We start from the raw sequence: 24,651 nt of genomic DNA, 5'->3' as shown, positions 1-24,651 counted from the left end.
CCTTCCACCGTGTCCAACACGCCCGGCATCCTCAAGATCACAGGCCCCGAGTCGGCGCCCTACGTTCTGGGCCAGCCCATTTTCGTCTACGACCGCGACGTGCTGCTGGCCACGCTCGACCCGGTGCCGGTCCGCAAGAATGGCACCGAGATCCACATCGAAGCCTTCAAGCCGGCACGCACCGTGCGCCGGGAACGCCGCCACATCGGCCGCCTGATCTTCCTGGAGATCTGCGCCTTCATCGCCGAAAACTTTCCGCAGATCCAGGCGGTCAGCTTCATCTTTTCGCGCCAAGTCGACGCGCTGGGCGGCGGTGCCGAACAGGCGGCGGCCCGCTCCGAAACCATGTCGCGCATCGGCGCGCTCGACGTCCGCATCGCGCCCAAGGCCGACGCGCGGCCGGGGCATTTCGTGGTGTCGGGCATCTGGGCCTATAGCGAGGGAAACTATGCAGCACTGAAGCGGGTGCTGGAAGAAGAGCGTGCGCTTTATCGCGAATGGCCGATCGGCACGCGGCGGCGCGAACATGGCGGCGTGGTCGCCAGGCTGCGCCGCCTGGTGTCCCGGCGCGCCTAGGGCCTGTTCACACGTTGTGAACAGGCCCTCGCGTCCTTTTCAGCGCGCGCCCCGACGGCCATGACGGCAAGCCTCTTCCACGACGACGAACTCATCACGCTTGCACCCGGCGCCGTGTTGCTGCGCGGCGCTGCCCTGCCCGACGAGACGGCCATCCTCGCCGCCGTGCACGAGGTGCTGGCACAGGCGCCGCCGCGCCACATGGTGACGCCCGGCGGCTTCACGATGTCGGTGGCCGCGAGCAATTGCGGCCGACTCGGCTGGGTGAGCGACCGGACCGGCTACCGCTACCAGGCGCACGACCCCGAAAGCGGCCGCCCCTGGCCCGCCATGCCGCCCTGCCTGGCGCGATTGGCCCGCGAGGCGGCCGCCCGGGCCGGCTTCGACGGCTTCGCGCCGGACGCCTGCCTCTTCAGCGTCTACCAGCCCGGCGCGCGCCTCAGCCTGCACCAGGACAAGGACGAGCGCGAAGCGGCAGCGCATCCCCTGGTCTCGTTGTCGCTGGGCCTGCCCGCCACCTTCCAGCTCGGCGGCCTGGCGCGCGCCGACAAGACGCTCAAAGTGCCCGTGGTCCACGGCGACGTGCTGGTCTGGGGCGGCGCCTCGCGCCTGCGCTACCACGGCGTGGCGACGCTGCCCGACGGCGAGCATCCGCGGCTGGGACGCCGGCGCGTCAACCTGAGCTTTCGCCAGGCCGGCTGATCGCCGCCGCCGGGACTGCGCATCGTTGCGGTGCGCACCATCAGGCGGCAAGCTGCACCATGCTTGCGCGTTTGGCACCAATATTGCTTTCTATCGGCGCACGACTTCTTCATTGAGGTCAACACGCACCATTCAAGAGCAATATCGGCACCAATATTCATGGACGCACTAACTCAGGGCGCAAACGCACTTTTCATTCTTCTCGGCGCCATCATGGTCCTGGCCATGCACGCGGGCTTCGCCTTTCTGGAGCTTGGCACCGTGCGCAAGAAGAACCAGGTGAATGCACTGGTCAAGATCCTGGTGGATTTCTCGGTGTCCACCGTCGTGTACTTCGCGGTCGGCTATGGCGTGGCCTACGGCACCCATTTCTTCGTCGGCGCCCAGGAGCTGGCCAAGCAGAGCGGCTATGAGCTGGTGAAGTTCTTCTTCCTCCTGACCTTTGCCGCGGCCATTCCGGCCATCATTTCGGGCGGCATCGCCGAGCGCGCCAAGTTCTGGCCGCAATTGATCGCCACCGCGGTGATCGTCGGCGTCGTCTATCCGCTGTACGAGGGCATCGCCTGGAACAAGGCCTTCGGCATCCAGGCATGGATCGCCTCGGCCACCGGCGCCGAATTTCACGACTTCGCCGGCTCGGTGGTGGTGCATGCCATGGGCGGCTGGCTGGCACTGCCCGCCGTGCTGCTGCTGGGTGCACGGCGCAACCGCTACCGCGGCGACGGCTCGCTGAGCGCGCATCCGCCCTCCAGCATTCCCTTCCTGGCGCTGGGCGCCTGGATCCTGTGCGTGGGCTGGTTCGGCTTCAACGTGATGAGCGCGCAGACCCTGGACAAGATCTCCGGCCTGGTGGCAGTCAACTCGCTGATGGCCATGGTCGGCGGCACCCTGGTGGCGTTGGCGCTGGGCAAGAACGACCCGGGCTTCGTGCACAACGGCCCCCTGGCCGGCCTGGTGGCCGTGTGCGCCGGCTCCGACCTGATGCATCCGCTGGGCGCGCTCGTCACCGGAGGCATCGCCGGCGCCATCTTCGTCTGGATGTTCACGCTGACCCAGAACAAGTGGAAGGTGGATGACGTGCTGGGCGTGTGGCCGCTGCATGGCCTGTGCGGCGCCTGGGGCGGCCTGGCGGCCGGTATCTTCGGCCAGCAGGCGCTGGGCGGACTGGGCGGCGTGAGCTTCATGGCCCAGTTGATCGGCGTGGTGATCGGCGTGGCCTGGGCCCTGATCGCCGGCGGCGCCGTCTACGGCACCCTCAAGGCCACGCTGGGCCTGCGCCTTTCGCACGAAGAGGAATACGTGGGCGCCGACCTGTCGATCCACCACATCACCGCCACGCCAGAACGCGAAGCCAATTGGTAGCCTCCCGGCTTTTCACTTCGCTTCGCTGCGTGTAATTCGCCACCTCCCGAGGAGGGGACCTCACCAGCGGCCCGGCGAAGCCGGTTCCGCGGTGTGGGGCTGGCGGGCGGGTGGGCTGCCTTCTTCTTCAACGCATCAGGTAGTCGGCCAGGGCGCGGAAGGCGGGCAGCATCACGGGGTCGCTGGCGGCGTTGGCCGCTTGAGGCGCGGAGGCGAAGCGGGCGATGACCATTTCGGCCTTGGGATCGATGTAGATGGTCTGGCCATGCACGCCCCGCGCCGCAAAGGCGCCGTGATCGTCGTGCGAAACCCACCACATGTCGCGATAGCTCCAGCCCGGCAAGGTGGCGTAGCCGGCCTTGGCAAACACCTCGCGGTTGCCGCCCTGGCGGATGTCGTCGATGGCGGCCTTGGGCACGATGCGCTGGCCATTGAATGCGCCACCCAGGCGCATCATTTCGCCGAAGCGGGCCATGTCGCGCGTGGTCAGCTGCAGGCCGCCGCCGGCGAAGGCGGTGCCGCTGGAATCGACGGCGATCATGGCGTCGCGCTCGGCCCCCAGCTTTTGCCAGATGCGCTCGGACAACAGCTCGCCGACCGACTTGCCGCTGGCGCGCCGCACCAGCCAGCCGGCCACGTCGGCGTTCACGGTCTGGTAGGCAAAGGCCTGGCCGGGCTCGCGCTCGCGTTCCACGGTCCTCGCGTGGTCGTAGAAGCCCTGCGGACCGGCATAGCCGGGCGGGCGCGGCAGCACGCTGCCGGCGCGCACATAGGGCCAGATCTCCGCTTTGGGGTCGGCATAGTTCTCGGAGAACTTGATGCCGGTCGTCATGTCCAGCACCTGGCGCACGGTTGCATCGCCGAAACCCGAATCCTTCAGCTCGGGGATGTAGTGCGCCACCTTGGCGGCCGGATCGAGCTTGCCCTCGGCCACCAGCATCTCGCCCAAGGTGCCGACCAAGGACTTGGTGACCGACATCACGATGTGCCGCGTGTGCGGCGTCATCACGCCGAAGTAGCGCTCGTAGACGATGCGGCCCTTGTGCAGCACCACCACGGAATCGGTGTAGTTGCTGGCCAGCGCTTGCTGCCAGCTCATGATGGCACCGCCGCCCACCGGGAAGGTGATGGCATTGATGTCGCCGCGCTCGGCGCGCGGCAGCTCGGCCACCGGCCCGTCGCCACGCCAGATCTCGGACGAGGGCACGAACTGGCTCCAGTGCGCAAAGGACCAGCGCGTCTGCGGGAACTTGTAGAAACTGCCGTCGACGTAGCGCACGGTCTTCTCGGGCGCGGGCGGCGTGCCTTGCATCCAGCCCATGCGAACCGGGTCGCTGGCGGCCGGATCGGGCACTTGCGGTGCCTGGGCGAAGGTGGCGCGAGCCGCCAGGGCGGCGGCGGCAATGATGGCGAATCTTCTTCTTGTCATAGTCTTCCTCTCCTTGAAATCTTTCGGGGCCCGGTCGCGCAGCATGGCTGCGCCCCGGCGGCGAGGCAGCCGGGGCGGCGTGCGGCGGAAAACTCAGGCCGGCAGCGCGCGCTGCAGCAGCGCATCGACGTCGATGCCGCGCGTGTCCACGGCGCCGACCACGCGGCCCCATTGCGGATCGAGCCGGGTGGCGATGAAGGCGTCGGCCGCAAAGGCCGGCGCGTGCTGGCGCATCAAGGTGGCCTGGGCGGCCAGCACCAGGCGCTGCGCGAAGCGGCGGCCCAGGCCCTCCAGCGCATCGGGCGGCGTGGCCAGCAGGTCGCGCAAGGCCTGCAGCTCGCCGGCGATGCGGGCATCGCCCTGGGCATTGCGCTGCAGTTCATCCAGCAGCTCGAAGGCCGCCTGCGGCTCGCGGCCGATGGCGCGCATCACGTCCAGGCACATCACGTTGCCCGAGCCTTCCCAGATGGAATTGACCGGCGCCTCGCGGAACAGTCGGGCCATCGGGCCGTTGTCCACGTAGCCGTTGCCGCCGAACACCTCCATGGCTTCGCCGGTCACCTCCACCGCGCGCTTGCACACCCAGAACTTGGCGGCCGGCGTCATGACGCGCTTCCACGCGCGCTGCGCCGGATCGTCGCCGTTCTCGTAGGCCTGCGCCAGACGCATGGCCAGCACCGTCGCGGCCTCGCTTTCCAGCGCCAGGTCGGCCAGCACGCCGCGCATGAGCGGCTGGCGAACCAGCACGTTGCCGAAGGCCTTGCGCTGGCGCGCATAGGCGATGGCCTGCACCGCGGCCTGGCGCAGCATGGCGGCGCTGCCGATCACGCAGTGCAGGCGGGTGTAGGTGGCCATCTCGATGATGGTCGGGATACCGCGGCCCTCTTCGCCCAGCAGGATGCCCCAGGCGTCCTGGAACTCCACCTCGCTGCTGGAGTTGCTGCGGTTGCCCACCTTCTCCTTGAGGCGCTGGATGTGCACCGGGTTCTTGGTGCCATCGGGTTTCCAGCGCGGCACGAAGAAGCAGGACGGACCGCCGTCGGCGGTGCGCGCCACCACCAGGTGAGCGTCGCACATGGGCGCCGAGAAGAACCACTTGTGGCCGCGAATCAGGTATTCGCCGCCGCGCCCGCCCGCGCCGATGGCCGTGGCGGTGGTGGTGTTGGCGCGCACGTCCGAGCCGCCCTGCTTTTCGGTCATGCCCATGCCGATCCAGATGGACGACTTCTGCTCGATCGGCAGATCGCGCGCATCGTAGGTGCTGCTCATGAGCTTGTCGCCGTAGGTGGCCCACAGGCCCGGCTCCTTGCGCAGCACCGGGATGGATGCCTGCGTCATCGACAGCGGGCACATGGAACCGGCCTCGACCTGGCCTTCCATGTAGAAGTGCGCCGCCCAGGCGGTCCAGCGGCCGCGCTGCTGCGGGTTCCGGAAAGCCAGCGAGACCGAGCCGGCCTCGCGGTGCATGCGCATCAGCGCGTGCCAGCTGGGGTGAAAGTCGACGCGGTCGATGCGGCGGCCGCGTGCATCGAAGGCGTCGAACTCCGGCTTGTGCTTGTTGGCCTCGTCGGCCCAGCGCCAGGTCTGCGCCGCGCCCAGCGTCGCGCCGTAGGCGGCCAACTCGTCGCCGGCCCAGCCGCCGTCGGCGCGCTCCAGCGCCTCGCGCAGCGGCGCGTCGGTAGCGTACAGGTTGTAGTTCTGCAACTCGTCGAATTGGTTGCTGATTTCGTGTGTCTGCCAGCTCATTTCTTGTCCCCTTGATCTCGAAAGTTGGTCCCTGAAAGTCTAGGTACATCGAGGGCTCGGGGTGTTCGGATTTGTCCTGTCCGCAACGGCCTTGGCCAACGCGGCCCGATGTTCAGGTTTGATCTTTGCAAGTTCATGTTGTCCGCCGCCATTGCCCGTGGTCTCCGAGATCGGTTACAACCCGTCAACTCTTTCGGAGGGAACGGACACATGCGAATTCGAGCTGTGCGGACGTCGCGCCGCAGTCGATTGGGATCCTGGACCTGGTTGCTGGCGCTGCTGGCGGCGCCAGCCTGGGCCGAGGAAGGCAAGAGCTTCGTGGATTCGGTGGCCGATGTGATGGCCGTCCTGGTGCTCATCGTGGTGCCGGTGGTGGTCATCGTGCTGTTCTGGATGGTGCACGTGCTGCCCGAGAAGATCGCGCACAAGCGCCACCATCCGCAGCGCGACGCCATCACCACCCTGTGCCTGCTGTCGCTGGTCTTCGGCGGCCTCCTGTGGCCGCTGGCCTGGCTCTGGGCCTACACCAAGCCGGTGGGCTATCGCAGCGCCTACGGCACCGACAAGCACCTGGACTATTACGACGAGATGGCCGAGAAGCACCGCGAGGGCGGCCTGCTGCGTGAGGACCTGGTCCACCTGCGCGAAGACCTGGACGCCATGGAGGCACGGGGCGCCCTGCCGCCGCGCCTGCGCGCGCTCAAGGATGAACTGGTGCGCCTGCGCCAGGAAGAGCAGGCGCTGCAAGCGCAAGCCGCACAGAAAGGCAGCGCGTAAATGGACATCCTGATCCTTGGGATCTACGCCTTCTTCGTCTGGCTGATCTTCATCAAGCTCAAGTGGCTGCCCTGGAACATCACCAGCCAGGTGATCGTCGTCATCATTCCCATCGTCGGGATGGCGATCCTGATCCTGTCGCTCAACGTGTTCGCACCCTCTTCTTCCGACGTGAGGGTCTACAAGTACACCGTGCCCATCGTCTCGCAGGTCAAGGGCCGGGTGATCGAGGTGCCGGTGGAAGAAGGCAACCGGCTGGTGAAGAAGGGCGAGGTGCTGTTCCGGGTCGATCCCACGCCCTACCAGCTCGACGTCAACGTGCTGGAGGCACAATTGGCCAACGCCATCGGCGGCCAGCGCGAACAGGAAGAATCGCTCAAGGGCGCACGCGGCAAGGTGGCCGAGGCGCGGGGCGCCATGCAGCAGGCCAACAGCAACGTCAGTGCGGCCACCGCCAACTTCGAACTGGCGCGCAAGCGCGTGCAGCAGTACCGCGAGCTGGTGCGCACCGGCGCGGGCAGCAAGTTCGACCTGGAGAAGGCCGAGACCGACCTGCGTGCCCAGCAGGGTGCCCTCGACGCCGCCCGCAGCCAGCAGGCGCAGGCCCGCGGCGGCGAGACGCAGGCGATGTCGTCCGAGCAACAGGTGGTGCAGCGCCTGGGCGCCAAGTCCAACGGCGAATACGCCCAGGTGGCGCAGATCCGTGCGCAACTGGAAAACGCGAAGTGGCAACTGGCCGAAACCACCACGCGTTCACCCTGCGACTGCTACGTGGTCAACCTGCAGCTGCGGCCGGGCGGCTTCGTGGCCGGCTTGCCGATCAATCCGGTGATGACGCTGGTCGAAGCCCAGGGCCAGATCGTGGCCTTGTTCGGGCAGAACGAGCTGCACCAGGTCGAGCCGGGCAACGAGGCCGAGTTCGCGATCAACACCCTGCCCGGCAAGGTCATCAAGGGCACGGTCGACTCCATCATCTGGGCCCAGGGCGCGGGCCAACTGACGCCCTCGGGCCAAATTCCGGTATCGGGCCCGGTGGCGCCGCCACCCGGGCGCTTCGCCGTCAAGTTCAACATCGCCGAGCGCGACCGCGAGTTGTTCCTGGCGGCCGGCGCCACCGGCGATGCCGCGATCTACACCGCCCATGGGCACCACATCCACATCCTTCGCAAGGTGCTGATCCGCGTCAGCGCCTGGATGGACTACCTGGTGCTGAAGCTTCACTGATGGCCAAGCATCATCGCAAGCTCCTGCCGGCCGTCGCCGTCTTTGCGGCGGCGCTCGCCGGCTGCGCCCTGCCCTCGCCACCCACGGGCGAGGAGCTGGCAGCGCAGGCCGCGCCCAACCTGAAGCCACCCGCGCAGTGGGGCGCCCAGGGTGCCGAAGCCGCCGACGTGGCCGACCAGTGGCTGGCCAGCTTCAAGGATCCGCAACTCGACGCGCTGGTCAAGGAAGCGCTGGACCACAACTTCGACCTGCGGGTGGCGGCCTCGCGCGTGGAGCAGGCGGCCGCCGCGCAACGCGTGGCCGGTGGCCTGCTTTATCCGCAGGTGAGCCTGCTGGCGCGCGGCGGCGGCAAGATGAGCGGCGACTCCAGCGGCCTGCAGGGCGTTGGCGTGTTCGTCAACTGGGAACTCGACCTGTGGGGCCGGGTGCGTGCCGGCGCCGCCGCGGCGGATTCGCAATACGCATCGGTCGCGCTGGACACCGAGTACGCGCGCCAATCGATCGCGGCCCAGGTTGCCAAGGGCTGGTTCCTTGCCACCGAAGCGCGCCTGCAGAAAACCCTGGCCGACGAGACCGTGGCCGCCTCCACCCGCCTGGTCGGCCTGACGCAGGATCGCCTGCGCGTGGGCGTCGGCGACGAATACGACATGGCGCTGGCGCAGGCCAACCTGAGCAGCTTGAAGGATGTCGCGCAGAACCTGGACCAGGCCTACAGCCAAGCGCTGCGCTCGCTGGAGATCCTGGTCGGGCGCTACCCCGGCGCCCAGCTGCCGGTGCCCACCGCGCTCGGCGCCACGCCGGCGCCGATTCCGGCCGGCCTGCCCTCCACGCTGCTGGAGCGCCGCCCCGACGTGGTCGCCGCGGAGCGGCGCGTGGCGGCTGCCCTGTATCGCACCGCGCAGGCCAAGGCCGCGCGCCTGCCGGTCATCTCGCTCACCGGCACCGTGACCAGCATCTCCAGCGAACTGTTCGTGCTGAAGGAGCGCGACAACCCGACCTGGAGCGCCGGCGCCTCGCTGCTCGCGCCGATCTTCCTGGGCGGGCAACTGCAGGGCCAGGTGGAACTGCGCACTGCCGAGGAAAAGCAGGCGCTGGCCGAGTACGGCCGCACCGGCGCACGCGCCTTCGGCGAAGTGGAGAACGCGCTGTCGGCCGGGTTCGCGCTCGACGCGCGCGAGCAGATCCTGCGCCAGGGCGTGTTGGAGAACGAGCGCGCGGTGTCGCTGGCCGACACGCGCTTCAAGGTCGGCTCCACCGACCTGCGCGCCCTGTTGCAACAGAATCTGACGCTGTACGGGGTGCAGTCCACCTTGCTGCGGGTGCAGAGCGAGCGGCTGGTGCAGCGGGTGAACCTGTACCTGGCGCTGGGCGGCAGCTTCGACGCGCGCACTGCGCCGTTGCAGACCAGCCAGACCAGATAGCCAGGCCGGGAGAATGCATTGGCGCTTTATTCGAGCGCCGATGCGGGTCCGAAAAACTCCCAGCGCACGCGCTCCTGCGGCACCCCAAGGCCGAGCAATGCCGCGCGAACCTGCTTCATGAACGGCTTGGGTCCCACGAAGTAGGCGTCGACGTTCTCGGCCGGGCCCGGCAGCCAGCGTGCGAGGGTCTGGGCCTCGAGCCGGCCAACGGAGTGCGGCGCGTCGTCGGCCTCGGATACATCCTCGTAGCAGTAGAAGCGCTGAAGTTGCGGATGCTTGTGCGCCAATGCGTCGACCGCCTGCTTGAACGCGTGCACGCCACGCGTGCGTGCGCAATGGATGAAGTGAACGACGCGCGAGGTCTTCAGCGCCGCCTCCAGCATCGCCAAGGTCGGCGTGATCCCCACGCCGCCGCTGATCAGGACCAGGGGGCGCTGGCTGGGCTCCAGGGCAAAGGCGCCGGCCGGCGGGAACAAATCGATGCGGTCGCCCAGCTGCATGCGGTCGTGCAGGTGATTGGAGACCAGTCCGCCCGGCTCCCGCTTCACGCTGATCCGGTAGGTCTGGCCGTTGGGGGCGGCGGACAGGGAATAGTTGCGCCGGACATCTTGGCCATCGACGTCGAGGCGCAGGCCGATGTACTGCCCCGGCTCGAAGTCAAGAATGGGCGCCCCGTCCGCCGGCGCGAAGTAGAAGGAGACGATCTCGTCGCTCTCCGCTTCCTTGCGCAAGAGTTCGAACGCGCGCGCGCCGCGCCAGCCGCCGGGCGCCATCGCCTTGGCGTCGTAGGCCTGCCGCTCGGCGCCGATCAGCATGTCGGCCAGCTGGCCATAGGCGGCGGCCCAGGCGGCGATGACCTCGTCGGTCGCGACCTCGGTGCCCAGCACCTCGCGGATCGCGCGCAGCAAGGTGGCGCCGACGATGGGGTAGTGCTCGGGCTGCACCTGCAGCGCCACATGCTTGTTGACGATCTGCTCTGCCAGCGGGCCCAGTGCCTCGAGCCGCTCGATGTTCTTCGCGTACATCAGCACGCCGTTGGCCAGTGCGCGGGGCTGGTCACCGCTGGCCTGGTGCGCCTGGTTGAAGAGCGGCCGCACTTCCGGGTGCTCGCCGAGCAGGATGCGATAGAAGTGGGTGGTCAGCGCTTCGCCGCCGCTCTCGAGCAGCGGGACAGTGGCCAAGACGATCGACTTTTGGTGTGCGGTCAGCAAGAAAACTCTCCTGGTTGGTCCGGATGTGGATGGCCTGCTTATCGCAAGTGCCGTTCCAGGCCGGCACAGTCGAAGAATCAAGGACTTGCGTCTTGGTGATGTCCTTTTGACCCTCATAGAATGTAGTCAACAAGACTCTCGAAGGGTCATCATGACTACACACCCACTGCTTCAGGCCATCGTGCCCCTGGTGGCGGACATTGCCCGCGAAATGCCCAGTGCAGAACGCTATCGACGGCTGCTGGCGGCCCTTCGCGTGCTGTTGCCCTCCGATGCTGCGGCCCTTTTGCGTCTGGAGGGTGACTGCCTGGTGCCGCTGGCCGTCGACGGCCTGAGCAATGACACCTTGGGACGGCGCTTCCGGGTCGCGGAGCATCCGCGCTTTGCCGCGTTGCTCGAGGCCGCGGGTCCGGTGCGCTTTCCCGCTGACAGCCCCTTGCCGGACCCCTATGACGGACTGGTCGAGGGTCTGCAGGGACACCTGCCGGTCCATGACTGCGTGGGCTGCGCGATCCGGCTCGACGAGCAGCCCTGGGGCGTGCTGACGCTCGACGCACTGACGCCGGAGCGCTTCTCGCAGATCGACCTGACGGTGCTGCAGTCCTTCGGCAGCCTGGCTGCCGCCACCGTGAGCGTGGCTGCCCGTATCGAGCAGTTGCATGCCCGAGCCGAGCGCGAGAGCCTGCGCGCGGAAGGCTATCGGCTGGCGGCCGCGCCGCGCGCGCGCACCCTGATCGGCCGCAGTCCAGCGGCGCGGCAGTTGAACAAGGAGATTTCGCTGGTGGCCGGCAGCGACCTGCCGGTATTGATCCAGGGCGAGACCGGCGTCGGCAAGGAACTGGTGGCCGAAGCCCTGCATGCGGCCTCGCCGCGCGCGGCGCGCCCCATGGTCAGCCTGAACTGCGCGGCCTTGCCCGAGACCCTGGCGGAAAGCGAGCTCTTCGGCCACGTCAAAGGCGCTTTCACCGGCGCCTTCGGCGAGCGGGCCGGCAAGTTCGAACTGGCCGATGGCGGCACCTTGTTTCTCGATGAGGTCGGCGAGCTCACGCTGCCCATGCAGGCCAAGCTGCTTCGCGTGCTTCAAAGCGGGCAGCTGCAGCGTGTCGGTTCCGACCGCGAGCACCGTGTCGACGTGCGCCTGATCGCCGCCAGCAACCGCAACCTGGCCGAGGAAGTGAAAGCAGGCCGGCTGCGCGCGGACTTCTATCACCGTCTGAGCGTCTATCCGCTGCACGTGCCGCCGCTGCGCGAGCGCGGCCGCGACGTGCTGCTGCTGGCCGGCTTCTTCCTGGAGGAGAACCGGGCGCGCCTCGGCCTTGGCGGCCTGCGATTGGACGCGAGCGCGCAAGCGAGCCTGTTGTCGCACGATTGGCCGGGCAACGTGCGCGAGCTCGAGCACCTGGTGGGGCGCAGCGTGCTGAAAGCATTGGGCAGACACGCCCAGCGCCCCCGCATCCTGAGCCTGACTTCGGAGGATCTCGACCTGGCGCCCAGCAACGCGGCGGCTCGCGCCTCGTCGCACGAAGCGGGCGAGCCCGCTTCGCACACACCGGTTCCTTCAATGCGCGATGCGGTTGCAAGACTCGAGCGCGAACTGGTGTCGTCAGCGTTGGCGCAATACGGTTTCAACCGGGCGGCCGCGGCACGTGCGCTCGGAATCGATCGCGCGAATCTGGGGCGGCTGGCCAGGCGCCTCGGCCTGTTGCCGGCCGAGAAGCCGTTGGGGCCGCACGCCAAGGCGCAAAAGCCGTAGCGCCTGTCGAACTCGGCGCGCTTGTCGACATATGTCAAAGATGTTGACGCGCGCTCTGGCCATGACGTACAAGTCGCCAGCGCCACAGCCATGTTCGCGCAGTCGGCTTGGATGTCGACACCGCGCCAGCAAAAACAGCCCTTGAACAGGAGCGTCGATATGAGTACTGCGCGAATGCCATCCGATCACCCGGCCGCCGCGCGTTGCATTGGCGCCTCGCTCGCGCTGGCCATGGTGGCAACCGGCTGTGCCTACCCGGTACCGGTGGCGGTACAGCAGCCCGCCACCGTCACGACGACGACAACCACCACCACGCAACGTGCGCCACCGGCCCCCGTGCCGCAATCGAGCGTTCCGGCATTGGCCGACGGCACCTTCAGCCAGGCGCAGATCGACCAGATGATGGCGCCCATCGCGCTGTATCCGGACTCGCTGTTGTCGCAGGTGTTGATGGCGTCCACTTACCCGGCCGACGTGGCCGACGCGGCCAAGTGGTCGAAGGCGAACCCCCAGCAATCCGGCGACGCGGCGGTGCGCGCGGTCGAGAGCCAGCCCTGGGACCCGAGCGTGAAGTCGCTGGTGGCTTTTCCGCAGGTGCTGCAGACCATGGGCGACAAGCCCGACTGGGTGCAGAACCTGGGCGACGCCTTCCTCGCTTCGTCCAAGGAAGTGCTCGATTCGGCCCAGCGCCTGCGCGCCCGAGCCCGCGACAGCGGCAACCTGAAGACCACCGAGCAGCAGACCGTGACGGTGCAGCAGGAGGCGATCACCATCGCACCGGCCAATCCGCAGACGGTCTACGTGCCGACCTACAACCCCACCGTGGTCTACGGCACCTGGCCCTACCCGGCCTACCCGCCCTACTACTGGTACCCGCCTTCGATGTACTACCCCGGCTACTACCCGGGCGCGGCGTTGGCCACCGGCATTGCCTTCGGCATCGGCGTGGCGGCCGTCGGGGCGCTGTGGGGCGGCTGCAATTGGGGCGGCGGTGACGTCAACATCAACGTCAACCGCTACAACAGCATCAACACCAACCGGCAGCTCAACGCCAACCAGAACCGCTTCCAGCACAACGCGCAGAACCGGCGCGGCGTGCCCTATCGCGACAGCGCCAGCCAGCAGCGCTTCGGCAAGGACGTGCCGGGCGCGCAGAACCGCGCCGACTACCGGGGCCGCGACCCGGGCGGGCGCGATGCGCAGCGGCAGCAGGCGCAATCGACCCTCCAGCAGCGCGGCATGGACCCGGGGATGGAGCGCGATCGGCTGCGCAACGATCCGGGCACGCGCCAGCGCGCCGAGGCAGCCACGCGCGGTGGCGGCCAGGGCGGCTTCGGCGGCAGCGAAGGCCTGTCGCGCGTCGACACGCGCGGCGGCGCGGGCAGTGACAACGCCTTCCGCGGCGCCGGCAATGCCGGCCAGGCGCGCCAGCAGATGGACCGCGGCAATGCCAGCCGGCAATCGATGTCGCAGCATTCGGGCGGGCGCGGCGGCGGCTTCGGTGGTGGCGGTGGGCGCGGTGGTGGCGGCGGCCGCGGTGGCGGACGCCGATAAGCAAGAAGCACTGGAGCACACCATGCGCACCCCCACCCACCGTTCCCCCGCCCATCTGGCAGCCGCAGCACTGCTGGCCGGCGCCGCCCTGCTCGCGCCCGGCCTCGCGGCGGCGCAACAGGCCTATGCCAGCGCCGACGCAGCCGCCCAGGCCTTCCACGACGCCATTTCCCGCAACGATTCCGCGGCCCTGCGCAAGGTGCTGGGCGCCAACTGGAAACGCTTCGTGCCGACCGACGACATCGGCCGCAACGAGCTGCAAGCCTTCCTCGGCGCCTGGGACAAGGCGCACAAGGTCGTGCCGACCGGACAGGACAAGGCCGCGCTGGCCGTTGGCGACGGTGGCTGGACCTTGCCCATTCCGCTGGTCATGAAAGGCGGCAGCTGGCGCTTCGATCCGCAAGCCGGCGCCGACGAGATGCGCACCCGGCGCATCGGCCGCAACGAGCTGGCCGCCATGCAGGCCGTGCTGGCCTACTTCGATGCGCAAAAGGAATACGCCCAGCGCGACCGCGATGGCGACGGCGTGCTGGCCTACGCGCGCAGGATCGCCAGCACGCCGGGCCGGCATGACGGCCTGTACTGGGACGACAGCAGCGGCCAGAGCCCCAGCCCGCTCGGTCCGCGCTACGGCGGCGTGAAGGCTGGCGAGGGCTATCACGGCTACCACTACCGGATCCTCACTGCGCAGGGCAAGGATGCACCGGGCGGCGCCTACGACTACGTCATCGGCAATCGCATGCGCGCCGGCTTTGCGCTCGTCGCCTGGCCGATCCATTACGGCGAGACCGGGGTGACCAGCTTCATGATCAACCACGAGGGCGTGCTCTACCAGAAGGACCTGGGGGCCAGCAGCGCCACGCTCGCGCGCGAGATGAAGACCTTCAACCCGGATGCAAGCTGGACCAAGGTGAACGCGCCTTGATGCGCATGGCGCGCCGCCGCCGTGCTTTGTGTAACTCTTCTTGATCATCATCAAGGTCTTTGCCCACCGCTGCTAGAAGATAGCTTCGCAACCGGAGCCGACCATGAACGCACAGGAGCGGCTGGCACGCAGCCAGCAGACGAGCGCCAAGGTGTCGAAGCTGCTCGGCAAGCGCATGCAGCTGGCCAACGAAAAGCTGTCGCAGCGGTTGGGCCAGGCCTTCGCCGGCAACCCACTGGCGATGGGCAGCGCCGCCCTCGATCCCATGGGCTGGGCCAGCTATGCAGTCGATTCGGCGCAGCGCGCCCTGCTCTTCTGGAACACCTTGCGCCAGCGCGGCGACAACTTCGCCGTGAACGCACAGCAGGGCCTCACGCCCGTGCTGCACTTCGCCTACGAGACGGTGCTGGATGCGCGCGAGTTCGAGCGGCCGGTCAACTATGCGCTGCTGCGCATCACGCCGCCGGATGGGGTGAAGGTCGATGCGCGCAAGCGCCCCTACCTCATCATCGACCCGCGCGCCGGCCACGGGCCCGGCATCGGCGGCTTCAAGGACGACTCGCAGGTGGGCGTGGCGCTGCGCGCCGGCCACCCGGTGTACTTCGTGATCTTCTTCCGCGACCCGGAACCCGGCCAGACGCTGCTGGACGTGTGCGAGGCGGAAAAGCAGTTCGTCAGGAAGGTGCGCGAACTGCACCCGCACAGCGACAAGCCCGCGCTGATCGGCAACTGCCAGGGCGGCTGGGCCGCCATGATGCTGGCCGCCTCCGGCCCAGAGGACACCGGCCCGATCGTCATCAACGGCGCGCCCATGTCCTACTGGGGCGGCGCCTGGAGCGAAGGCGAAGGCGACAACCCGATGCGCTACGCCGGCGGCATGCTGGGCGGCGCCTGGATGGCCTCGCTGGCGGCGGACCTGGGCAACGGCAAGTTCGACGGCGCCCACCTGGTGCAGAACTTCGAGAACCTGCATCCCGCCAACAGCCTCTGGGACAAGTACTACCACCTGTTCGACAAGGCCGACACCGAGCCGCCGCGCTTCCTGGAGTTCGAGCGCTGGTGGGGCGGCTACTACCTGATGAACCGCGAAGAGATCGAGTGGATCACCCGCAACCTCTTCGTGGGCAACAAGCTGTGGAGCGGCGACGTGAAGAACGCCGCCGGCGCCGACTTCGACCTGCGCGAGATCCGCTCGCCCATCATCCTGTTCGCCTCCATGGGCGACAACATCACGCCGCCGCAGCAAGCCTTCAACTGGGTGGCCGACGTCTATGGCAGCACCGCGGAGATCAAGGCGCGCGGCCAGGTGATCGTCGGGCTGCTGCACCAGGAAATCGGGCACCTGGGCATCTTCGTCTCGGGCAAGGTGGCGAAGAAAGAGCATGCGCAGATCGTCTCGGTGCTGGAGGCCATCGAGGGCCTGCCGCCGGGCCTGTATGGCATGGCGATCGAGGAGCGCCACCGCGCCGACGGCCAGCCGGAGTACGCGGTCGAGTTCCGCGAGCACCGGCTGGAGGACGTGGTGGCCAAGCTCAACCGCTTCGGACGCAAGGACGAGAAGCCCTTCGAGGCGGTGGCCGAGGTCTCGCAGTTCAACCAGCGTGCCTACGAGCTTTTCGCCAGGCCGTGGGTGCAGGCGATGTCCAACGAAGGCACGGCGGCCCTGCTGCGCGCCTTTCACCCCTTGCGCGCGCAAAACTGGATGCTGTCGTCACGCTTCAATCCGTGGATGGCCTGGCTCGCGCCCGCGGCGCAGGCGCTCGACGGCGCACGGCAGCCGCTGGCCGAAGACCATCCGCTGCGCCTGGCGGAAAAGAACAACGCGAAGGCCTACAGCGCCTGGCTCGACTACGGCCGGGCGGTGCGCGATGCGCTGACCGAAGCCGCCTTCTTCATGACCTACGCCAACCTGGCGACCGACGAGGACGCCAGGCCGGACAGCGGCACCGCCCAGGCCCCCGGCGGCGACGCGCGCGACACGCCGGTGGTGCGCGACGCGCTGGCTTCCATCGCGCACGGCGGCTACGTCGAGGCGCTGGCCCGGGTGGCCTTCCTGCTGCAGCGGCAGGGCGAGCCCCTGCCGCTGTCGCGGCTGGAGCTGCGCAAGGAGCTGCTGCCCGACTACCAGGACTATCTACCAGGCATGTCGCCGCACGACTGGCGGCGCGTGCGCGGCGAGCAGGAAATCATCGCGCGCCACGAGCCCGATGCGGCGGTGCAGACGCTGCCCTTGCTGCTGGACGAGCAGGAAGACCGCGAGCGCCTGGTCGCACTGCTCGGCAAGCTGATGGCCGACAAGCGCCTGCATGTTAAGGCCCCCAGCGCCGCCCAGCAGGCCATGCTGGGACGAATCCGCGAGGCGCTGGAGATGGCGCCCAAGCCTGCTCGGCGCCGAGGCGGGAGCGCCACCACCACCACGACAGCGGGACGCCGCCGCGCCGGCGTGCGTCGCGCCTGAAAGGAATCCGACCGTGACCCGACACGAGAAATACCAGCGCCTGATCGACGCCTGCCGCGCCCTGCCGCCGACGCCGACGGCCGTCGCCCACCCCTGCGACGAGAGCTCGCTGGAGGGCGCTTGCGAGGCAGCCAGGCTCGGGCTGATCGCACCCATCCTGGTCGGCCCGGCCGAGCGCATCCGCCGCGTGGCCGAGGCCTGCGGCGCCGACATCGGGGGCCTGGAAATCGTCGATGCGCCCCACAGCGAAGCGGCGGCCGCGATGGCCGTGCAACTGGTGCGCGAAGGCCGCGCCGAGGCCTTGATGAAGGGCAGCCTGCACACGGACGAGCTGATGGCCGCGGTGGTCAGGCGCGACACCGGCCTGCGCACCGCGCGTCGCGTCAGCCACTGCTTCGTGATGGACGTGCCGATGTACGAGCAGGCGTTGATCATCACCGACGCCGCCGTCAACATCGCGCCCACCCTGGAGGAGAAGGCCGACATCCTGCAGAACGCCATCGACCTGGCGCATGCGCTGGGCGTGGCCGAGGTGCGGGTGGCGATCCTGTCGGCCATGGAGACGGTCAACCCGAAAGTGCCCTCCACGGTGGAGGCCGCGGCCCTTTGCAAGATGGTGGACCGGCGCCAGGTCACCGGCGCCCTGGTCGACGGCCCGCTGGCGCTGGACAACGCCATCGACCTCGAGGCCGCCCGCATCAAGAAGATCGATTCGCCCGTGGCCGGGCGCGCCAACGTGCTGATGGTGCCCGACCTGGAGTCCGGCAACATGCTGGCCAAGAGCCTGAGCTTCCTGGCGGGGGCGGACGCCGCCGGCATCGTGCTGGGCGCACGTGTGCCCGTCATCCTGACCAGCCGGGCCGACTCGCTGCTGACGCGCCTCGCCTCCTGCGCCGTCGCGGTGCTGGTGGCCAAGGCCCGGCGCGAAGCCGCCGACGCGGTGAAGTAGCAACGCCATGGCCGATCTCGTCCTGGTCCTCAACGCCGGCTCCTCCAGCATCAAGTTCAGCGCCTTCGATGCCGCCGGCCCCGACAACCCGCTGCTGCTGCGCGGCCAGGTCGAAGGCCTGTACACGAAGCCGCGCTTTCGCGCGGTGGACGCGCAAGGCGAGGAGATCGAATCCATGACCTGGGAGGAAGGCGAGGATTTCGGGCACGCCCAAGCCATCGGCTGGCTGGTCCAGTTCTTCCGGGCGCACCGCGGGGGCCACCAGCTGGTGGCGGTGGGCCATCGGGTGGTGCATGGCGGCATGGCCTACACGCAGGCCGTGCGGATCGATGCGCGGGTGCTGGCCGAGTTGGGCACGCTCTGCCCGCTGGCGCCGCTGCACCAGCCGCACAACCTGCGGCCGATCGAGCTCGTCGCGCAGATGCGGCCAGACCTGCTGCAGGTGGCCTGTTTCGACACCGCCTTCCACCGCGCCCAGCCCGAGCTGGCGCAGGCCTTCGCGCTGCCGCCCGAGATCACCGGGCGCGGCGTGCGGCGCTACGGCTTTCACGGCCTGTCCTACGAGTACATCGCCAGCGTGCTGCCGCAAATGGACGCCCGCGCCGCCGCCGGCCGCACGGTGGTGGCGCACCTGGGCAACGGCAGCAGCCTGTGCGCCATGGTGGCCGGGCGCAGCGTGGCCAGCACCATGGGTTTCACGGCAGTGGACGGGCTGCCGATGGGCACCCGCTCGGGCAACCTGGACCCGGGCGTGATCCTCTACCTGATGGACGAGCTGCAGATGGATGCGCGCGCCATCGAGGATCTGATCTACAAGAAATCGGGGCTCCTGGGCGTCTCCGGCATCTCGAGCGACATGCGGGCCCTGCTGGCCAGCGACCATGAACGCGCCCGGCTGGCGGTCGACCTGTATGTGTACCGGCTGGGGCGCGAGCTCGGCTCTCTCGCGGCCGCGGCCGGTGGCCTCGATGCCCTGGTCTTCACGGCCGGCATCGGCGAGCACGCGGCGCCGATCCGCGAACGCGTGTGCCGTGACGCCGCCTGGCTGGGCGTGCAGCTCGACGCACAGGCCAACGAGGCCGAAGGCCCGCGCATCAGCCGTGCGGACAGTCAGGTCGCCGTCTGGGTGATCCCCACCAACGAAGAACTGATGATCGCGCGCCACACGCTGCAAGTGGCCGGCACGCAAGGAGGCCCATCGTGAGCGTCGACATTCCGAGCCCTGCATTGAAGGGCGCCAAGGTGCTGGTCTGCGGCATCGCCAACGAGCATTCGATCGCCTACGGCTGCGCCAAGGCATTCCGCGAACTCGGCGCCGAGCTTGCCATCACCTATCTCAACGAGAAATCCAAGGCTTACGTGGAGCCGCTGGCCAATGCGCTGCAGGCGCCGATCCTGATGCAGCTCGACGTCTCGAAGCCGGGCGAACTGGAGGCCGTGTTCGAGCGCATCGACAAGGACTGGGGCCGGCTCGACGTGCTGGTGCATTCGCTCGCCTGGGCGCCCAAGGACGACCTGCAGGGCGGCCTGCTCGACTGTTCGGCCGAGGGCTTCGCCCAGGCGATGGACATCTCCTGCCACTCCTTCATCCGCATGGCGCGCCTGGCCGCGCCACTCATGAAGGACGGCGGCACCATGTTCGCCATGAGCTACCTCGGCGCCGAGAAGGTGGTGCCGAACTACAACCTGATGGGCCCGGTAAAGGCCGCCCTGGAGGCCTCGGCGCGCTACCTCGCCCACGAGCTGGGGCCCAAGGGCATCCGGGTCCACCCGATCTCGCCCGGCCCCTTGAAGACCCGCGCCGCCTCGGGCCTGAAGGACTTCGACCTGCTGCTCACCGAGGCCGCGCAGCGTGCGCCCGTCGGCGAATTGGTCGACATCATGGACGTCGGCTTCACCTGCGCCTTTCTCGCCACGCCCTACGCGCGCCGCCTCACGGGGCAAACCCTGTACGTGGACGGCGGCGTGAACATCATGGCTTGAGCTGCATCAATTGACACCGGGGACACAAAGGGACACTGTCTGACACCCAGCATCACCCTACCCCGGAGGGACGGCCCATGGCAAAGGAAAAGAAGGTCGGCGAGGAGAACGACGGTCCGGCCAGGACGGAGAAACTGTCGACCAAGGACTACGACAAGGAACTTGCCAAGCTGCACGTCGAGCTGGTCAAGGTGCAGCAGTGGGTGCAGAAGACCGGGGCACGCGTCTGCGTGGTCTTCGAGGGCCGCGACGGCGCCGGCAAGGGCGGCACCATCAAGGCCCTGACCGAGCGCACCAGCCCGCGCATCTTTCGCGTGGTGGCGCTGCCAGCGCCCACCGACCGCGAGAAGAGCCAGATGTACATGCAGCGCTACGTGCAGCACCTGCCGGCCGGGGGCGAGATGGTGATCTTCGACCGCAGCTGGTACAACCGCGCCGGCGTCGAGCGGGTGATGGGCTTTTGCACCGAGGAGCAGGCCCACAACTTCCTCACCACGGCCGCCCCCTTGCTGGAACGCTACATCGTCGCCTCCGGCATCATCCTGCTCAAGTACTGGCTGGAAGTGAGCGAGGAAGAGCAGACGCGCCGCCTGCAGGCACGCATCAAGGACGGACGCAAGATCTGGAAGCTCTCGCCCATGGACCTGAAGTCGTACAGCCGCTGGTACGACTACTCGCGCGCCCGCGACGAGATGTTCAAGTACACCGATACCGAGTACGCGCCCTGGCTGGTGGCCGACTCCAACGACAAGCGGCGGGTTCGCCTGAACATCATCTCGGACCTGCTCGGCCGCATTCCCTACGAGGACGTGCCGCGCCAGAAGATCGTGCTGCCCAAGCGGCAAAAGCGCGGCGACTACCGCGAGCCGGACTACCCCTACCGGTTCGTCGCTCCCAAGTACTGAAGAAGGCAATGGGCAATGGGCACCGGACAGGACCGAACCGCCGCCCATGCGGTGCCGCTTCGCGATAGCCGCAGCGTCACGGTGCGCGCGGTCCGCCCCGAGGACAAGGACGAGTTCGAAACCGCATTCGAGCGCCTGTCGCCCAGCGCGCGCTACAGCCGCTTCTTCGCGCCCCTGCGCGAGTTGCCGCCGGACATGCTGAGCGCCGCCGTCGATCCGCCCGTCGGCCAGGTGGTGGCGCTGGTGGCGCTGGCCGGCAGCAGCGACCCCGCCGGAGGCGAGCGCATCGTCGCCGGCGCGCGCTTCGCCCATGCGCCGGACAGCAAGGTCTGCGAATTCGCCGTCACGGTGGCGGACGACTGGCAGGGCCTCGGGCTGGCCCGGCACATGATGGAAGAACTCATTGCGCTCGCACGCGAGCACGGCCTGCAGCGCATCGAAGGCATCGTGCTGCCCGACAACACCGGCATGCGCGGCCTGGCGGCCCGGCTCGGCTTCACCGACACGGCCTGGCCCGAGGACCGCAGCCTGCGCCTGGTCAGCCTGACGCTGGACTGAAGGCCGTGGCCCGCTTCGCGCTCGAATGGCTGCAGGACTACCGGCGCGACTGGCTGCGCCCCGACGTCATCGCCGGACTCACCGCCTCGGCAGTGGTGATCCCCAAGGCCCTGGCCTATGCCACGGTGGCCGGGCTGCCGGTGCAGGCGGGCCTGTACACCGCCTTCGTTCCGATGGCGATCTACGCCGTGCTGGGCAGCTCGCGCCCCTTGAGCGTGAGCACCACCACCACCATCGCCATCCTCACCGGCGCGGCGCTCGCGTCGGTCGCGCCCGCGGGCAACGCGGCGCTGGCGCAGGCGGCGGCCACCCTGGCGCTGCTGGTCGGCGCCATCCTGGTGCTGGCCGGCATCCTTCGCCTGGGCTTTGTCGCCAACTTCATTTCCGAGCCGGTGCTGGTGGGCTTCAAGGCCGGCATCGGCGTGGTGATCATCCTCGACCAGCTGCCCAAACTGCTGGGCGTGCACTTCGACAAGGGTGGCTTCGTGCACAACCTGATGGCGACCTTCGGCGCGATCCCGGAGTCCTCGCTGCCCACGGTGCTGGTCAGCGTCGTCACCATCGCCATCCTGCTGGGGCTGGAGCGCATCTCGCCACGCGCACCGGCGCCGCTGGTGGCGGTCGGCGCTGCGATTGCCGCGGTCTGGCTGCTGGATATCGAGCGCTTCGGCATCTCGATCGTGGGCACGGTGCCCACCGGGCTGCCCGCGCCGATCTGGCCCGACTGGCACCTGCTGAATGCGTTGTGGCCGGCGGCCACCGGCATCGCACTGATGAGCTTCACCGAAACGATCGCTGCCGGCCGGGCCTTTGCCCACACGGACGAGCCGACACCAGCGCCCAACCGTGAACTGGTGGCCACCGGCATCGCCACCGTCGGCGGGGCCTTCCTGGGCGCATTGCCGGCGGGCGGCGGCACCTCCCAGACGGCAGTGAACCGGCTGGCCGGTGCGCGCTCGCAATTGGCCGGCCTGGTGTGCGCAGGCGTGGCGCTGGGCACCATCCTGTTCTTGGCACCGCTGATCGGGCTGATGCCCAACGCGACCCTGGCGGCGGTGGTCATCGTCTATTCGGTGGGCCTGATCAAGCCGGTGGAATTCATGGCCATCCTGCAGGTGCGCAGGACCGAGTTCATCTGGGCGCTGGTGGCTTTCGTCGGCGTGATGCTGCTGGGCACCCTGCAGGGCATCGTGGTGGCGATCGTCGTGTCGCTGGTGGCGCTGGTCTACCAGGTATCCGATCCGCCGGTGCATGTGCTGGCGCGCAAGCGCGGCACCAATGTCTTCCGTGCCCGCAGCAGCGAGCATCCCGACGATGAACAGTTTCCCGGCCTGCTGATGCTGCGTCCGGAAGGGCGCATCTTCTTTGCCAACGCCGAGCGGGTACGCGAGAAGATCCAGCAGGCGATTGCCCAGGCGCAGCCCAAGGTGGTGGTGCTCGACCTGAGCCGCGTCTTCGATCTGGAGTACACCGCGCTCAAGGTGCTGACCGAAGCCGAAGAGCGCCAGGGCGGAACGGACGTCAGCCTCTGGCTGGCAGGCCTGAACCCGGGCGTGCTGGACGTCGTGCGCAAATCGCGGCTCGGCAAGGCGCTCGGCCGAGAGCGCATGATGTTCAACCTCGAGCACGCCGTCGATACCTACAGGAGCCGATCATGAGTCGCTTGTGGCTGGTCAATATCGAACCCGGAACCTCCGACGAAGAGATCCGCGACTTCCTCGTGAAGTACGGATTTCCGCCCTTCGACAGCATCGAGCATGAGGAAGGCGACGGCACGCGCCCGGCCGCCATGCTCACCTTCGGGGGCCTGGACCCGACCGCGCTGGGCCAACTGCAGGAGCGCGTCCACAACATGTACTGGAAGAAGCGCAAGCTGGGCGCGCAGGTGATGCGCGACCGCTTCGCCTGAAGGGCGCCGCGCTCCCCTGATCTTCAATTGCTTGGGCGAAAGTGCCCCGGCGGCTGCCCGGTCCAGCGCTTGAAGGCCTTGCGGAAGTTGCTGGCTTCGGAAAATCCCACCCGCTCAGCGATCTCCTCGACCGTCATCGCCGTGCCCTGCAGGTATTCGATAGCGAGCGAGCGGCGCACCTGGTCGACGATTTCCTGGTAGGTCGTGCTTTCGTCGGCCAGGCGGCGATGCAGCGTGCGCACCGAATGCCCAAGGCGCTTCGCCATCGCCTCGGCCGTCGGCAGGTCGCCCGGACTGTTCAGGCAGGCGACGCGGATCTCGCGCGACAGGGCCGTCTCATCGGGCATCGCGGCCAGCATGCGCTCGCAGAAGCGGGCGCAGGTGTCGGCGGTGATCGGATTCGCGTTCGGGCTGGGCTGGTCGAAGCGCGAGGCGTCGAAGTGCAGTTCCATCACGCCGGCATCGAACTGCACCGCGCAACCGAAAGTCTGCTCATAGCTCTCGGCATAGGACGGCCGCGCGTAGGGCAGCAGCAGCCGGCGCGTGGGCATCGGCGCCTCGAGCACGCACGTACACAACTTGTGGATGGAGGCAAACCAGAACTCGGTGGCGAGCGGAAGCACCTCGCCCAGTGCCAGGACGTCGTGACCCTCGAAGATGCCGATGTCGCCTTCGATGCGCCAGCGCTTTTCCAGCACCGGGCCGGCCAGCCGCACATGCTTCATGCCCAGCCGGATCGCTTCGCCGAAGGTGGCGCTGCTGACCAGCGCATAGCCGAAGACGCCGAAGTCGCTCAGGCGCTGGCGCGAGCCCGCCCGCAGCGCCACGTCGGGCACACGCGACAGGCGCAGCACGTTGCGGAAGATGGTGATCTTCTGCCGGTGCGACATGTGCGCCTGCGGGTCGACCAGCTGCGCCGGCAGCAGGCCGGTTCCCTGCAGCAGGACGTCAGGCGCGACGCCCTGGTCGGCCATTTCGGCGAACAGCGGCCCCAGGCCCAGCATGCTGTGGATGGGCGCATCGAGATCGCCGCCATAGCTGCCGACAAAACCGTTTTCTGACGCGTGCATCCGCCGATTATGAGTTCGACGCCCTGATTTGGCAGATTTGCACCTGCCTGTTGACCGCATCGAACCTTTGCGGCGACCACGCTCTCCCCGATCATCCGGGCAGCCTGCGCCCTCGCGCGCCCAAGAACCGGAGACACGC

General features: G+C 68.5%; 21 protein-coding genes. 17 read left to right on the top strand and 4 right to left on the bottom strand.

The annotated features are described in order from the left end of the window. Window positions 1–9: 9 nt before the first annotated feature. The 3 genes from ACIPRI_RS12830 (at window position 10) to ACIPRI_RS12820 (ending at window position 2,640) form a co-directional block, all read left to right on the top strand. Window positions 10–576, top strand: a complete 567-nt coding sequence (locus ACIPRI_RS12830; protein ID WP_446621834.1) for a hypothetical protein — start codon at window positions 10–12, stop codon at window positions 574–576. A 60-nt stretch (window positions 577–636) separates the two neighbouring features. Continuing rightward, window positions 637–1,278 carry a DNA oxidative demethylase AlkB gene (gene alkB / locus ACIPRI_RS12825; RefSeq protein WP_446621833.1) on the top strand — a complete coding sequence of 214 codons (642 nt, stop codon included), beginning with the start codon at window positions 637–639 and terminating at the stop codon, window positions 1,276–1,278. 159 nt (window positions 1,279–1,437) lie between these two features. Beyond that, on the top strand, window positions 1,438–2,640 hold the full coding sequence (locus tag ACIPRI_RS12820; protein WP_446621832.1) for an ammonium transporter: 1,203 nt from the start codon (window positions 1,438–1,440) through the stop codon (window positions 2,638–2,640). Between the two features lie 127 nt (window positions 2,641–2,767). Here the strand turns inward: ACIPRI_RS12820 and ACIPRI_RS12815 are convergent, their stop codons facing one another. Further along, window positions 2,768–4,069 carry a serine hydrolase domain-containing protein gene (locus tag ACIPRI_RS12815; RefSeq protein WP_446621831.1) on the bottom strand — a complete coding sequence of 434 codons (1,302 nt, stop codon included), beginning with the start codon at window positions 4,067–4,069 and terminating at the stop codon, window positions 2,768–2,770. 93 nt (window positions 4,070–4,162) lie between these two features. Beyond that, window positions 4,163–5,815, bottom strand: coding sequence for an acyl-CoA dehydrogenase family protein (locus ACIPRI_RS12810; RefSeq protein WP_446621830.1), 1,653 nt, complete (start codon window positions 5,813–5,815; stop codon window positions 4,163–4,165). A 210-nt stretch (window positions 5,816–6,025) separates the two neighbouring features. Here ACIPRI_RS12810 and ACIPRI_RS12805 point away from each other — a divergent pair, with 210 nt between their 5' ends. From ACIPRI_RS12805 to ACIPRI_RS12795, 3 genes are read left to right on the top strand one after another with little or no spacing between them, the layout of a single operon-like run. Further along, window positions 6,026–6,592, top strand: a complete 567-nt coding sequence (locus ACIPRI_RS12805) for a DUF3302 domain-containing protein (RefSeq protein ID WP_446621829.1) — start codon at window positions 6,026–6,028, stop codon at window positions 6,590–6,592. Next, window positions 6,593–7,816: an HlyD family secretion protein gene (locus ACIPRI_RS12800; protein WP_446621828.1), complete on the top strand. Its 1,224-nt coding sequence runs from the start codon at window positions 6,593–6,595 to the stop codon at window positions 7,814–7,816. Beyond that, a complete protein-coding gene (locus ACIPRI_RS12795) occupies window positions 7,816–9,237 on the top strand; it encodes an efflux transporter outer membrane subunit (protein ID WP_446621827.1) in 1,422 nt (473 codons plus the stop codon). Before ACIPRI_RS12800 ends, ACIPRI_RS12795 begins: the two co-directional genes overlap by 1 nt. Window positions 9,238–9,263: 26 nt before the next feature. On the opposite strand, the gene hmpA is transcribed toward ACIPRI_RS12795, so the two are convergent. Then, the gene (gene hmpA / locus ACIPRI_RS12790; protein ID WP_446621826.1) at window positions 9,264–10,448 is read right to left on the bottom strand and encodes an NO-inducible flavohemoprotein; all 1,185 of its coding nucleotides are present in this window, start codon (window positions 10,446–10,448) and stop codon (window positions 9,264–9,266) included. A 151-nt stretch (window positions 10,449–10,599) separates the two neighbouring features. Between hmpA and norR the strand changes: the two genes are divergently transcribed. From norR to ACIPRI_RS12735, 11 genes are all read left to right on the top strand, one after another. After that, window positions 10,600–12,201 (top strand): nitric oxide reductase transcriptional regulator NorR, encoded by a 1,602-nt coding sequence (gene norR, locus ACIPRI_RS12785; RefSeq protein WP_446621825.1) that lies wholly within the window; start codon window positions 10,600–10,602, stop codon window positions 12,199–12,201. Between the two features lie 159 nt (window positions 12,202–12,360). Next, the gene (locus ACIPRI_RS12780) at window positions 12,361–13,755 is read left to right on the top strand and encodes a DUF3300 domain-containing protein (RefSeq protein WP_446621824.1); all 1,395 of its coding nucleotides are present in this window, start codon (window positions 12,361–12,363) and stop codon (window positions 13,753–13,755) included. Window positions 13,756–13,777: 22 nt separating this feature from the next. Continuing rightward, window positions 13,778–14,680 (top strand): DUF2950 domain-containing protein, encoded by a 903-nt coding sequence (locus tag ACIPRI_RS12775; RefSeq protein WP_446621823.1) that lies wholly within the window; start codon window positions 13,778–13,780, stop codon window positions 14,678–14,680. A gap of 103 nt (window positions 14,681–14,783) precedes the next feature. Then, window positions 14,784–17,138, top strand: coding sequence for a DUF3141 domain-containing protein (locus ACIPRI_RS12770; RefSeq protein WP_446621822.1), 2,355 nt, complete (start codon window positions 14,784–14,786; stop codon window positions 17,136–17,138). Window positions 17,139–17,151: 13 nt separating this feature from the next. Continuing rightward, window positions 17,152–18,087 carry a phosphate acetyltransferase gene (locus ACIPRI_RS12765; protein WP_446621821.1) on the top strand — a complete coding sequence of 312 codons (936 nt, stop codon included), beginning with the start codon at window positions 17,152–17,154 and terminating at the stop codon, window positions 18,085–18,087. A 7-nt stretch (window positions 18,088–18,094) separates the two neighbouring features. Next, window positions 18,095–19,291: an acetate/propionate family kinase gene (locus ACIPRI_RS12760; RefSeq protein ID WP_446621820.1), complete on the top strand. Its 1,197-nt coding sequence runs from the start codon at window positions 18,095–18,097 to the stop codon at window positions 19,289–19,291. Beyond that, window positions 19,288–20,070, top strand: a complete 783-nt coding sequence (gene fabI / locus ACIPRI_RS12755; protein ID WP_446621819.1) for an enoyl-ACP reductase FabI — start codon at window positions 19,288–19,290, stop codon at window positions 20,068–20,070. Before ACIPRI_RS12760 ends, fabI begins: the two co-directional genes overlap by 4 nt. Before the next feature lie 77 nt (window positions 20,071–20,147). After that, complete coding sequence (gene ppk2, locus ACIPRI_RS12750) at window positions 20,148–20,975, top strand: polyphosphate kinase 2 (protein WP_446621818.1); 828 nt, start codon at window positions 20,148–20,150, stop codon at window positions 20,973–20,975. A 15-nt stretch (window positions 20,976–20,990) separates the two neighbouring features. Beyond that, window positions 20,991–21,533 (top strand): N-acetyltransferase family protein, encoded by a 543-nt coding sequence (locus tag ACIPRI_RS12745; protein ID WP_446621817.1) that lies wholly within the window; start codon window positions 20,991–20,993, stop codon window positions 21,531–21,533. 5 nt (window positions 21,534–21,538) lie between these two features. Next, window positions 21,539–23,191 carry a SulP family inorganic anion transporter gene (locus ACIPRI_RS12740; protein ID WP_446621816.1) on the top strand — a complete coding sequence of 551 codons (1,653 nt, stop codon included), beginning with the start codon at window positions 21,539–21,541 and terminating at the stop codon, window positions 23,189–23,191. Continuing rightward, the gene (locus ACIPRI_RS12735; protein ID WP_446621815.1) at window positions 23,188–23,442 is read left to right on the top strand and encodes an RNA-binding protein; all 255 of its coding nucleotides are present in this window, start codon (window positions 23,188–23,190) and stop codon (window positions 23,440–23,442) included. Before ACIPRI_RS12740 ends, ACIPRI_RS12735 begins: the two co-directional genes overlap by 4 nt. Before the next feature lie 23 nt (window positions 23,443–23,465). Here ACIPRI_RS12735 and ACIPRI_RS12730 read toward each other — a convergent pair whose 3' ends face one another. After that, window positions 23,466–24,512: an AraC family transcriptional regulator gene (locus ACIPRI_RS12730; RefSeq protein ID WP_446621814.1), complete on the bottom strand. Its 1,047-nt coding sequence runs from the start codon at window positions 24,510–24,512 to the stop codon at window positions 23,466–23,468. Window positions 24,513–24,651 lie beyond the last annotated feature (139 nt).

Source organism: Variovorax sp. LARHSF232 (assembly GCF_052871435.1).
The sequence above is the reverse complement of the archived record's forward strand: the minus strand, read 5'-3'. Positions and strand labels throughout refer to the sequence as shown.